Genomic DNA, 11,967 nt, shown 5'->3' with positions numbered 1-11,967 from the left:
GGGGTGGACGCGGGCGCAGCGCGCTACTGCCTGCGGGTGGCCAGGATCAGGCCGGTGGCGGTGGGGAGTTCCGCGGCGAGCAGGTCGGGATGGGTGGTGAGGGTCTCGCGGACCCTCTCCAGGGAGCGCCGATGGTCCGGGCCGTCGACGCGGGTCGGGTCCATGTCGTCGACGATCAGGATGCCGCCGGGGTGCAGCGCGGCGATGGTGGTGTCCAGGCCGGACCACTTGCCGCCCTCGGCGTCGGCGAAGATCAGGTCGAACATGCCGAGTGTGGGCAGCAGTTCCTCGTTGTCGCCGACCCGGAAGTCGATCCCCTCGGGCCAACGGAACCTGGCGTTCTCGGCCGCGAGTTCGGCGTCGCGCTCGACGGTGATGAACTCGATGCCGGCGCCGGGGGCGACGCCCGAGACGATCCAGGCCGCGCCGACGCCGGCTCCGGTGCCCAGTTCCAGGATGCGACCGCCGGGCGGAACGGCCGCCGCGAGCACCGCGAGCAGCCGGCCGGCCTCGGGTGCGCAGGAGAACCGGAACCCGCGCGCCCGCGCCGATTCCTCGGCGACGACGACCGATGCGGGGCGGAACGGCGTGGGGGTGGCATCGGTCATGGTGGACTCCTCGGAGCGGCGGGCGCGTCGACGGGGTGTTCGGATTGCCAACGGGTCAGGTTACCGTCGCCGAACGGCCCTACCGCAACGGGAATTCGAGCCGGCCGCCGCAGCGCGTCGCCGCTCCCGTCGGGCCGGCCGGCCTCACCCGGGTCGGCACCCGCCGCAGCCAGGCCCGGACGGGTTTGCCGGGTGCAGCCCTAACGCACGAGGTCGTCGCACAGTGTCCACGCCGCGGCGACCTCGGCCGGGGTGGGTGTGTGTCCGCCGTAGGCGACCGCGTTCACCCGGTCCGCGAGCCGTTCCAGGGCCAGGGCCTGCTCCTCCGCCGCCCCCGCGCGCAGCCGTGCGGCGCCCAGGGCGGTGGTCTCGCCCACCGTGAGCGCGCCCGTCGCGGGGACGCCGAGGCTGATCAGGTGCGTCGTGGTGAGTGCCCACGCGGCCGCGAGTTGACGGGCCGGGTCGCCTCGGCGCATCCGGCGTCGGCGGTGGACCCGCAGCCACAGGACGGTCGCGGCGGCGAGCAGGGCGGACGCGGTCGCGGCGCCCGCGTAGATCGGCCATCGGGTGGGTGACGCGTCGTCAGTGGCGGTGCCGGAGTCGGCGGTTCGCGGGTCCGGGGCGTTCGGTGTGCTCGGCCGGGTCTCCTCCGTGATGCGCCGGTCGGCCGCCTGTCGCTGGGCCGCGCTGCCGGCGGGCGCGTCGGCGGTCGGCCCGCCTGCACCGTCCGGGGCGCGCGTGCCGGGCAGGCCCGGGGTCGGCTGGAAGGGGACCCAGCCCACGCCCGCGAACTCGACCTCGGGCCACACCAGCGCGTCGCCGCCGGTGACCTGCCACACCCCGTCGCGCGGCGTCCCGTGCCGAAAGCCGACCACCACGCGCGTGGGCAGCCCCAGGCTGCGGGCCAGTACCGCGAACGCGGTCGCGAACTGCTCGGACGTCCCGCTCCTGCTCTCGTTGAGGAAGTACTCCACGTTGCGGTAGGTGTGGCCGGGCGCGGCAGCGGGGTCGTAGCGGTGGTGCTCGCGCAGCCACTGGGCGAGCCGCAGCGCCTGCTGGTACGGGAACCCGCTGCGTGCGGTGGCCTGTTCGGCGATCGTGCGCAGCCGCTCGTACGCCGGGATCGGCGCCCCCGTCGCGTCGGTGGCCGGCAGCACGGTGGCGGCCGGGTCGTCGGCGGCGGACGCGTACCGGGTGCGGTCGGGGTCGTACACGGGTACGCGCGAGTGCACCCGGTAGCTGGTGCCGGGGGTGGTCGGGACGGTCACCGCGAGGGCGCCGCCGCGCGCGTCCACGGCCGGCGCGGTGTGGCCGGGCAGGTCGACGTCGGTCGGCCGGTCGGCGGCGGGAAGCCACACGCCCGCAAGGCGCTGCACCGTGATGTCCTGGGTGAGTTCGATCCGACGGGCCGAACTCGCGGCGGGGTCGGGGATCCGGCCGCCGGTGCGGGTGAGCCGGTCGGCCGGGTGCCAGGTCACGCCGTCGAAGCGGTCCAGGACCGCGAGCCGCCAGTCGTGGTCGGCGAGTACGGCCGCGTCGGCCGCCGACGCGGTGGACTCGGCCACCGTGAACAGCGGCCGGTCGGGGTCCAGCAGCCACGCCGAGACCAGGTCCAGCGGGTTGGCCCCGGTCACCGGTACCGGGGTCGGCGGGTCGACCCGGTCGTGCGGGTCGTACGGCGCGCGGTCGGCGACCCCGGCCACGGGCGGCGCGAGTACGGCCGCCACCAGCACGTGCGCGGCGATCAGCGGCAGGCCCACCGCGAGCGCGGCCCGCGCGCCGCGGGCGCCGCGGCGCGCAGCACGACGAGTGCGCCCGCGGCGCCGGCGAATCCCACGGCGGGCACCGCGGCGGAGCCCGGCCCGGCCGCGCCCAGCGGCAGCGCCAGGCCGAACACGGCGAGCGCGGGCAGTGCGGGAAGCAGCACCGTCCCGGTGCGCAGGGCGAGTTCGGCCCCCACGTAGGCCGCGAGCCACACGCACGCGTGCGCGAGCACGAGCGGCGTGCCCTCCCCCGACACCGGGAGCACGGTGGTCAGGATCCGATGCGGGGCGTCCACGAGATCGTCCGCCATCCGGCGCAGGCCGGCGAGCGTGGGCAGCACCCCGGCGAGCGCGTCGGCGCGGTACAGCGTCGCGCAGCCGGTCAGGATCAGCGCCGCCACGCTCACGAGCAGCGACCGCCACAACGGCACCCGTCGCGGCCCGGCCGCGCGCTCCGCGACCACCAGCAGTACCGGCGCGATGGCCGCGACCACGACCACGGGCACCGTCGAGCGCGTCCCGTAGACCGGGTGCAGCGCCATCCCGGCGCTCGCGGCCAGCAGGAGGACCGGGCCGAGCGACCACAGCCGCTCCCGCGTCGACCGGCTCATCGCGCCACCTCGCGGTGCCAGCCGGCGATCAGGGTCTGCTCGTTCGTGGCGTGCAACACCGGTATGCCGCCCGGCCCGGCCGACGCGGGCACGGCGGACCCGCACACCACCATCAGGACGCGTTCGAAGCGGGCCGCGACCCGAGCCGGCGGGGCCGACCCCGACGGGTCCTCGCCACCGGTGACCACGATCAGCGTTCCGTCCGCACGCTCGCGTTCCAGCGCTTCGAACGCCGCCGCCGAGCCGGCCGGCGTGGTGTCCACGACGGCGAGCAGGTCGAGCAGCGCGGTCGTGTCGCGCCCACCGGGGACGCCCAGGCGGGTGCCGCTGTCGGTCACGACGGCGACCGGGAAACCGTGGCCTGCGATCGCGGAGACCACCGACGCCGCGGTCTCGACGGCGAGTTCGAACGCCTCGACGTCGTTCCCGTAGGCGACTTCCCGGGTATCGAGAACGACGCTGGTGCGCGGCAGGCTAACGTCGACCATCTGGCGCACCATCAGTTCGCCGGTGCGCGCGGTCGAGCGCCAGTGCACGTGGCGCAGGTCGTCGCCGAGCACGTACTCGCGCAGCGCGTGGAAGGTCTGCGAACCGCCGTCGGCCGTCGCCGAGGTCGGCCCCTCGATGTGGTGCGCGCGCCCGGCCGGCAGCAGTGGCAGCGGGTGTACGCGCGGACGGACCAGGATCGAGTCGTGGCCGGCGAGCGTACGGGTGCGCCGGGCCAGCGCGAGCGGATCGGTCCGCACGTGCACGAGCGGCCCGACCGCGATCCGGCCCCGCCGGTCGGTCGGCACCGCGTACCGGACCTCGCGCGGCGTAGCCGGCGGCAGCGCGAGCGTCTCGACCGGGCGCGGTTCGCGCCCGCAGCGATCCTCCAGGCGGACCCGGCCGAGCCGCCGGCGCCCGTGGTTGACCAGCGTGATCACACCTTCGGCCGGCGCGCCGCGTGCGACCCGTTCGGGGTCCAGGCGACGTTCGCCCGAGACCCGCAGTCGGCCCGGCGCCCACGCGAGCGCGGTGACCACCGCGAGCAGGCCGAACGCGCCCAGCAGCACGCCCTCTTCGTAGCCGAACCACCACCCCGCCGCGCCCACCGACCCGGCGACCGCGAGCGTCTGCCACCCCGCCGACGTCAACCGGGGCAGCAGCGGCCCGGCGCCGCTCAGGACGCCACCGCGCCGGGGCGGGGCGCCTCGACCCGGGCGAGCACCTCGGCGACCAGGTCGGCCGGTCGCACGCCCGCCAGTTCGGTCTCGGGCGCGGGCAGCAGGCGGTGTGCCAGCACCGGCTGCGCGAGCGCCTTGACGTCCTCGGCCAGCGCGTAGTCGCGCCCTTGTGCGGCGGCCCGCACGCGGATCGCCCGGACCAGCGCGACGCTGCCGCGCGGCCCGGCGCCCAGGCGTACGCTCGGCAACTCGCGGGTGGCGGCGACCACCCGGACCGCGTAGTCGAGCACGGGCTCGGCGACCCGCACCCGCTCGCGCACGACCCGGGCGAACTCCCGTACCTGCGCGGCCGTGGCGATCGTCGGCAGGTCGTCGGCACCGATGTCGACCGAGCCGTCGACCGAGCCGTCGACCGAGCCTTCCACCAAGCCGTTCACCGGGCCGTTCAGCCGGCCGTCCACCGGGCCGCCGGCGACGGTCATCTCGGCGCGATGATCGGGGTAGCCGACGCTCACGCACATCAGGAAGCGGTCGAGTTGGGCCTCCGGCAGTGGGTACGTGCCGGCCATCTCGATCGGGTTCTGGGTCGCGAACACCATGAACGGTCGCGGCACCGGGTGGGTGTGCCCGTCGACGGTGACCCGACCCTCCTCCATCACCTCCAGGAGCGCGGACTGCGTCTTGGGCGAGGCCCGGTTGATCTCGTCGCCGATCACGACGTGCCCGAAGACGGGTCCGGGCAGGAACTCGAAGGTCCCGGTCCCCTGCCGGTACACGGATACGCCGGTGATGTCGGACGGGAGCAGGTCGGGGGTGAACTGGATGCGCTTGCAGTCGGCCGCGAGCGAGGCCGCCAGGGCCCGCGCGAGCGTGGTCTTGCCGGTGCCGGGCACGTCGACCACGAGCAGGTGGCCCTCGGCGAACAGCGCGGTGAGCGCGAGCTCGACGAGGTCGCGCTTGCCGAGGAAGACCCGCTCGATGTTGTCGGCGAGCGCGCCGAAGCACTCGGCGAACCGCGTGATCGCGGAGGCCGACTCGGTGCCGGCCGGGTGCGGCGGGTGCTGGTGCTGCGGTGGTGCGGTGGTCATGGTGCGCGTACTCCTCCGAGCTGACGGCTTGTCACAAGGCGTGGGGGCGGCGGGTGTTCCGCCGCCCCCGGACAACCGAGGCGATCCGGTCAGCCGGGTCCCTGGGCCGGGACGAGCGGCGAGGTGAGTTCGACCGTCGTGGAGACCTTCTGTCGGCTGTGGCCCGCGGCATTGCACGCCTCGACGGAGACGACGTACGGCTTGCCGACCGTCAGGCCGGTGACCTTCATCTGAGTGGCGAGCGTCTGGTGGTCGGTGCCGGACCAGTTGACGAAGTAGTTGGTGTACGTGGTGGGGCTGACCACGACGTTCGCCGGCGGGGTCCAGCTCACCGTGAAGCTCTTGTCGTCGCTGTTCTGCACCGCCTTGAGGTTGCGCACCGTCGACGGCACCACGCACGGGCGCACGCCCACCGACGGCGCCGACGTCGCGGTCCGGCCGTCGGCGAAGGTCGCCTGGACGCGGAACGTGTACTCCTTGTCGCAACTGCCGCCGGTGACCAGGAACCGGTGGGTCTTGTCGTTCGCGCCCAGCTCGATGGGCTTCGCGGTCTGGTCGGCGGCGACGTCCAGCAGTCGGAATCCGGTCGCGGCCGCGCCGCCTCCGGGGACGAACTTGACCTCGATCGTGCCCTTTCCGGACACAACGACCGGCTGGTTCGGCGGCTTGGCCTCCAGCGGCGGATCGGGCTCCGAGGGCTTGGTGGGGGTGGGCGGTTTGGTGGGGGTGGGCGGCTTGGTGGTGGGCGGGGGTGTGGTCGCCGGCGGGGTGGTGGGGTGTTGCGAGGTGGTGGGGGTGGCGGTGGCGGTGGCCGTTGGCGTGGCCGTCGTGGTGGCCGTCGCGGACGCGGTCGTGGTGGCCGAGGCCGTGGGTGTCGTCGGCTCGGTGGGCGGGGTCGTCGCGGGCGGCGTGACGGGCGCCGCGATTGCCGGCGGCAGGCTCGTCGGCCGCTCGGCCGGCGGCTGCCGGCCCGGCGGGTTCGGCGGTGTATTCGCCGGCGGTACCTCGGCCCGGGGCGGTTGCGCCACCACCGGGACCACGGCCGGCACCGGCTCGGCCGGCGGCGCCTCGCCCGCCCCCGACGGCGCGTCCGGCGCGTACTTGCCGACCGGGTGGACGACGCCCGTACTGTCGACCACCGCCGCGGCGGCGTTGTTCTGGTCGTTGACCCACAGCATGCCGTCGCGCACGAACGCGTCGAGCGGCCCCGGCACGCCGGTCACCTTGATCTGCTGGTCGAACTGGGCGCGCGCGGTGTCGTACACGACCAGATTGCCGTTGCCGCGGTTGGGGATGTACACCTTCGCGCCGAGGATCTGCGGCGGCGCGTACGACGCCCGGTCCAGGCCGAGGGTGACCGCCGTGACCGAGCCGCGGTCCAGGTCGACGAGGGTGAGCGTGCCGGTGTCGCTCGCGAGCACCGGCAGCACGTTGCCGGGCGTGCTCTCCGGGGCGAGCACCGCGGCCGGATCGGCCTGGCCCATCGCGTCGGGGAGCCGGATCGTCAGCTCGGGTCCACCGGCCGCGACCACCATGACGGTACGACTGCGCGCGTTCGTCACCACCGGCCGGTCACCCGCCAGGGTCAGCCGCAGCGGGTCCCCCGGGTTGCCCACCGCGAACGGAACTCCCGGTCCCTCGTCGCGGATCGGCAGCAGCTGACCGCGTTCCGGCAGCGGCACCCACAGCGTCCCGCGCGAATCGGCCTGTGCGCGGCCGAGCGGACGCGTCCCCAGGGCGACCGCCGCGCCGCGCGGCGACAGGTCGGCCGGATTGATCGCCTGGACGGTGCCGTTGGCCTCGTCCACGAGCCAACTGCGCCCGCCGCCGGCCACCAGGCGCAGGCCCGGCAGGCCGTAGTCGTACCGGTTCGGCACGGTCAGTTGGGCCGGGTCGATCCGTGCCACGGACCCGGTCTGCTGGTCGACGACCACGACCGAGCCGTCCTCCTGGACGACCTGGAGCGGATGGCCCGCCGTGTCGGGCAGGACGACCTTGCCGTCGGGCTTGCCCGTGGTGCCGTTGACGTGCACGACGCTGCCGTTGTCCTTGTTCGGCAGCCACGCACCGACGTCGGACAGGTCCGGCAGCGCACCGGCGGCGCCGACGCCGACCACGACGGAGGTCGCGACCAGCGCGGTCAACCCGGCGATCGCGACGGCGGCGGTGGTCCGGTCGCGGCGCGGTCTCAGCCGGGCGTACCAGCGTCTTGCGGTCGTCTGCTCCCCGTCCTTGCCCGGATCGGCGCCGCCGAGCCGATGCGGCCTGAGCCCCATGTCGGGCGGGTCGGTCCGCTCGGCCCTGACGGCCTTGACGGTCTTCTCCGCCTTCTCGACGTTCTCGGCCCTGTCCGGTTTCCCGAACCTGTCGCGTATTGCCATGTGATCGCCCCCATGCCCCGTGCCGGCGTGCGCGCGTCGGAGCCTATGCAGGTGGGAGCGCCTTCCGAACGGTTGGCAGTCAGGATTGGTCGACCCGTCGCCGATCGTTCACCAAAAGGTCATGGCAGGCACCAATTACCTTCCTGGCTAAGCGACTTCGTGACCCGGAAGAGCAAATTCCGGTTAGAACAAGGTGAGTTCGTGATCGGGCAAAGCGATTTCCGTTCCAGACAAGGTGAGTTCGTCGCCGCCGGGCGATGTTGACCACGCGGCCCGCGCCCTCCCGGCTACTCGCCCGCGCCTGCGCTCGGCAGAGGTCACACGCGGCATCCAACCACCCGGGTCGCGGCGCGACCGCCGGCGGCCCGGATGCGGCCCGGGGTCGAGCACGGGCCGGCCGGGAAACCACGCGATGGTGGGGTGTGGGAGTGCGAAAACCCGTTCGGGGGAAGCGCACGCCGGAGCGGTGCTTCCGTACCCGGCTGCCGGCGGCCGGCCGGGGTCGGTTGGGTTGACCCGGGCGCCGTCGAGCGCTCGCGTCATTTTTTCGCCGTCCCCCCACGCGTTCGGCGCGTACGGGGACGGCGTACCGGGGGCGACACAGGGGGTTCGCAGAGCGTGACCGAAACACCGCAGGTTTCACCGACCGCCCGCAAACGTCGTCCGACCCAACGCAGTTGCGCGTCCGGCGCACCCACCCTGTTCGGGCCGCCGGATCCGCCGATCGTGGACGTACCGGCCGTGCTGGCCGCCGAGTTCGCCCGTCGCTGGCCGCGAAACGCGGACGGCTTGGACGCCGTGTACCGCTACGCGCTGCTGCCGACCGGCAAGCTGCTGCGCCCCGCGCTCGTGCTGTACGCGGCGCTCGCGGTCGGCGGCGAGGTCGAGCACGCGCTGCCGGCCGCCGTCGGGATGGAGTGCGTGCACACCGGCAGCCTGGTCCACGACGACATCATCGACGCCGACGAGGAACGTCGCGGTCGTCCGGCGGTACACGTGGCCTTCGGCCCCGAGCGCGCGATCATCGCCGGCAGCAGCCTGTACTTCGCGTGGTTCGGCGCGCTGGCCGAATGCGCGCGCCACGGCGTGCCGGGGGAGCGGATCGCGCGGGCGATGGCGGCCCAGGCCGAGGGCGGCACCGCGATGTGCCAGGGCGTCTTCGACGAACTCGGCTTCGCCGGCGACCTGGACTGCCCGGTCGAGGACTACCTCGCGATGGCGGCCCGCAAGACCGGGGCGCTGCTGGCCACGTCGTGCCGGGTCGGCGCGATCCTGGGCGGCGGGGACGACGCGGCCGTCGAGGCACTCGGCTCGTTCGGCCGGCACCTCGGCCTGGCCTTCCAGATCCGCGACGACCTGCTCCCCTACGACGACGCCTCGGCCGCGGCGATGGGCAAGCCCGCCGACAGCGACGTGTCCAACCACCGCCCGACCCTGCCGGTCCTGCTCGCCCACGAACGCGGCAGCGCCGAACAACGCGCCGAGATCCGGGACGCCCTCCTGCACGAGAGCAACCCGGCCATCGCCCTCGCGCGCATGCGCGTGCTCGTCGAGACCACCGGCGCCCACGCCGAGACCCGAGCCCTGGCCGACCGCTACGAACAAAGCGCGCGCGACGCGATCGGTTGGCTCCCCGTCAACCCGTACACGGACATCCTCGGCCACTGGTCCCGCACGGAGCCGACACCGACGGGCACGTAGTCGTCACGCCCGACGGCACCGACCAACACCGGGATGCTGTTGGTGACTTCGGCCCCTGCTTTGCCCCGTCGAGCATCAGCTCGGCGGGGCAAAGTCGTACGAAGTGGCTGCCGCGGCCCAATGTCACCCGCGCCGCTGCACGCAAATGCCCATGGGCCGACACCGGCCGGAAAGCGTCCTCGGCTTCGTCACGGCGTCGGAGCCCCCTCAACCACCGCATCGCGACCGAGCACAAGGCTGACTCGCTCGAGTGCGGAAGCGGCGTCGGGGTCCCCCGCATCGAAGGCCCGACGGAAGAGCCGCAGCGCTTCTTCGTGCCGACCGGCCTTCTCGTACAAGCGGCCGAGGTTGAACATGGCACTGGTGTCGCCGGCGTCGGCGGCGCGACGGTACTGCTCCTCGGCCTCCGCCATCCGGCCGGCCTCCAGGTACATGACGCCGAGGATGTGCATGGCTTGCGTTTCGCCGGCGTCGGCGACACGAAGGAACCGGCTCTCGGCCTCCGCAGTACGCCCGGCCCTGTTGCACAGGACGCCGAGGTTGTACATGGCATTGGTGTTGCCGGCGTCGGCCGCGCGGCGGTATGCCTCCTCGGCTTCCGCCATCCGCCCCGTATCCACGTACAGGCCACCAAGGTTGAACATTGCATTGGTGTCGCCGGCATCGGCGGCACGAAGGAACAGCTCCTCGGCCTCCGCCGTACGCCCGGCTTCTTCGCACAGGACGCCGAGGTTGAACATGGCACCGGTGTGGCCCGCAGCCGCAGCACGGCGGAATGCCTCCTCGCCCTCCGCCGTACGCCCTGCCTGTTCGCACAGGATGCCCAGGTTGAACATGGCACCGCTGTGGCCCCCGGCCATGGCACGGCGGTAAGCCTCCTCGGCTTCCGCAGTACGCCCGGCCTTGCTACACAGGACGCCGAGGTTGTACATGCCACCGGTATGGCCTGTGGCCGCAACGCGGCGGTAAGCCTCCTCGGCCTCGGCAGTACGCCCCGCCTCTTCGCACAGGACGCCGAGACTCAACAGGGCACCGACGTCGCCGGCGTCGGCCGCACGACGGTACTGCTCCTCGGCTTCCGCAGTGCGCCCGGCCTTCCGGTACAGACTGCCGACGTTGCGCATGGCTTCCGTGTCGCCGGAGTCGGCGACGACACGAAGAAACAGCTCCTCGGCTTCCGCAGTGCGCCCGGCCTCTTCGTACAGGACGCCGAGGTTGTACATGGCATCGGAATCGCCGGCATCGGCCGCGCGACGGCACTGCTCCTCGGCTTCCGCGATCCGTCCGGCGTCCCGGTACAAACTGGCGAGGTTGTTCATGGCGCGGGCGTTGCCGGCGTCGGCGGCGCGGCCGTAGACCTCTTCGGCTTCGGTGGTCCGGCCGCCCAGTTCGTACAGGATGCCGAGGTTGAACATGGCAATGCTGTCGCCGGCGTCGGCCGCGCGACGGTATTGTTCCTCGGCTTCCGCAGTACGCCCGGCCCGGTGGTACAGGACAGCGAGGTTGAACACGGCTTTGGCATCGCCGGCCTTCGCCGCGCGGCGGTATTGCTCCTCTGCTTCCGTGGTACGCCCGAGCTTTTCGCGCAGGACGCCGAGGTGGTACATGGCGTCGGAATCGCCGGCGTCGGCCGCGCGGCGGAAGCTCTCCTCGGCTTCCGCGATCCGCCCCGCCTCCACCTGCAGAAGTCCCAGGTTTCCCAGGGCTGCTGGGTCGCCGGAGTCGGCGACACGGCGGAACAGCTCCTCGGCTTCCGCCGTGCGCCCGGCGTCCAGGTACAGGACGCCGAGGTTGAACATGGCCCAGGAGTGGTCGGCATCGGCGGCGCGGCCGTACTGCTCCGTGGCTTCCGCCGTACGCCCGACCCTTTGGTACAGGACGCCGAGGTTGAACATGGCATAGGTGTCGCCGGCGTCGGCCGCACGACGGTACTGCTCCTCGGCTTCCGCGATCCGTCCGGCCTCTTCGTGCACGAAGCCGAGGTTGTACATGGCTCTGGGGTTACCCATGTCGGCGGCGCGGCGGAAGTGCTCCTCGGCTTCCGCCGTGCGCCCGGCGTCCAGGTACAGGACACCGAGGTTGAACATGGCCCAGGAGTGGCCGGCATCGGCGGCGCGGCCGTACTGCTCCGTGGCTTCCGCCGTACGCCCGACCCTTTGGTACAGGACGCCGAGGTTGAACATGGCATAGGTGTCGCCGGTATCGGCCGCGCGAAGGTATTGCTCCTCGGCTTCCGCGGTCCGCCCCGCTTTCGCGTACAGCAGGCCCAGGTTGCCCATCGCTCGGGGGTAACCCGCGTCGGCGGCGCGGCGGTAGAGCTCCTCGGCTTCGGCGGTCCTCCCGGCATCGCTGTACAGATCACCGAGGTTGGTCATTGCCCGAACGTGACCCTCGTCCGCGATTTGCCGGTACAACGTCTCGGCCTCATCGGGACGCCCATGGTCCTGCAACCAGCGGGCAAGATCGCACACGTCGTCGGCGTCGCCGCCCTGTGCCGCGCGACGGAGCTGTTCCTCCTCCGTGCGGTCGGTTGTCCGCGCGCCCTTCGTGAGTCGGCGCAGCGCCTCCGTGTACGCGATCTCCTCGGCCGCCGCCAACTTCCGGGCTGCGCGCTTGAGTCCGTTTGATCCATATCTCGTCACAGCTCAT

At 73.2% G+C, this 11,967-nt stretch carries 8 protein-coding genes; 1 reads left to right on the top strand and 7 read right to left on the bottom strand.

Annotated features, from left to right (window positions below):
• Positions 1–23 precede the first annotated feature (23 nt).
• From OG928_RS40070 to OG928_RS40045, 6 genes are all read right to left on the bottom strand, one after another.
• On the bottom strand, positions 24–608 hold the full coding sequence (locus OG928_RS40070; protein ID WP_331766926.1) for a class I SAM-dependent methyltransferase: 585 nt from the start codon (positions 606–608) through the stop codon (positions 24–26).
• Positions 609–808: 200 nt separating this feature from the next.
• Complete coding sequence (locus OG928_RS40065) at positions 809–2,440, bottom strand: transglutaminaseTgpA domain-containing protein (RefSeq protein WP_331768279.1); 1,632 nt, start codon at positions 2,438–2,440, stop codon at positions 809–811.
• Positions 2,353–2,982 carry a hypothetical protein gene (locus OG928_RS40060; RefSeq protein ID WP_331766925.1) on the bottom strand — a complete coding sequence of 210 codons (630 nt, stop codon included), beginning with the start codon at positions 2,980–2,982 and terminating at the stop codon, positions 2,353–2,355. The genes OG928_RS40065 and OG928_RS40060 overlap by 88 nt, the downstream gene beginning before the upstream one ends.
• Positions 2,979–4,118, bottom strand: a complete 1,140-nt coding sequence (locus OG928_RS40055; RefSeq protein WP_331766924.1) for a DUF58 domain-containing protein — start codon at positions 4,116–4,118, stop codon at positions 2,979–2,981. Before OG928_RS40055 ends, OG928_RS40060 begins: the two co-directional genes overlap by 4 nt.
• Positions 4,119–4,144: 26 nt before the next feature.
• Complete coding sequence (locus tag OG928_RS40050) at positions 4,145–5,236, bottom strand: MoxR family ATPase (protein ID WP_331766923.1); 1,092 nt, start codon at positions 5,234–5,236, stop codon at positions 4,145–4,147.
• 89 nt (positions 5,237–5,325) lie between these two features.
• Complete coding sequence (locus OG928_RS40045) at positions 5,326–7,617, bottom strand: fibronectin type III domain-containing protein (protein ID WP_331766922.1); 2,292 nt, start codon at positions 7,615–7,617, stop codon at positions 5,326–5,328.
• Positions 7,618–8,235: 618 nt separating this feature from the next.
• Between OG928_RS40045 and OG928_RS40040 the strand changes: the two genes are divergently transcribed.
• The gene (locus OG928_RS40040; RefSeq protein WP_331766921.1) at positions 8,236–9,318 is read left to right on the top strand and encodes a polyprenyl synthetase family protein; all 1,083 of its coding nucleotides are present in this window, start codon (positions 8,236–8,238) and stop codon (positions 9,316–9,318) included.
• Between the two features lie 188 nt (positions 9,319–9,506).
• Here the strand turns inward: OG928_RS40040 and OG928_RS40035 are convergent, their stop codons facing one another.
• Positions 9,507–11,960 carry a tetratricopeptide repeat protein gene (locus tag OG928_RS40035; RefSeq protein ID WP_331766920.1) on the bottom strand — a complete coding sequence of 818 codons (2,454 nt, stop codon included), beginning with the start codon at positions 11,958–11,960 and terminating at the stop codon, positions 9,507–9,509.
• Positions 11,961–11,967: the final 7 nt, after the last annotated feature.

Source organism: Embleya sp. NBC_00896 (genome assembly GCF_045207785.1).
In the GTDB taxonomy this organism is placed as follows: Bacteria; Actinomycetota; Actinomycetes; order Streptomycetales; family Streptomycetaceae; genus Embleya.
Note: the sequence above shows the minus strand (reverse complement) of the source record. Positions and strands in the feature narration are given on the sequence as shown.

What these genes read in the sequence shown, in the direction of transcription:
- OG928_RS40070 (WP_331766926.1), bottom strand. Translation starts at nt 608, where the DNA reads ATGACCGATGCCACCCCCACGCCGTTCCGCCCCGCATCGGTCGTCGTC.
- OG928_RS40060 (WP_331766925.1), bottom strand. Translation starts at nt 2,982, where the DNA reads ATGAGCCGGTCGACGCGGGAGCGGCTGTGGTCGCTCGGCCCGGTCCTC.
- OG928_RS40050 (WP_331766923.1), bottom strand. Translation starts at nt 5,236, where the DNA reads ATGACCACCGCACCACCGCAGCACCAGCACCCGCCGCACCCGGCCGGC.
- OG928_RS40045 (WP_331766922.1), bottom strand. Translation starts at nt 7,617, where the DNA reads ATGGCAATACGCGACAGGTTCGGGAAACCGGACAGGGCCGAGAACGTC.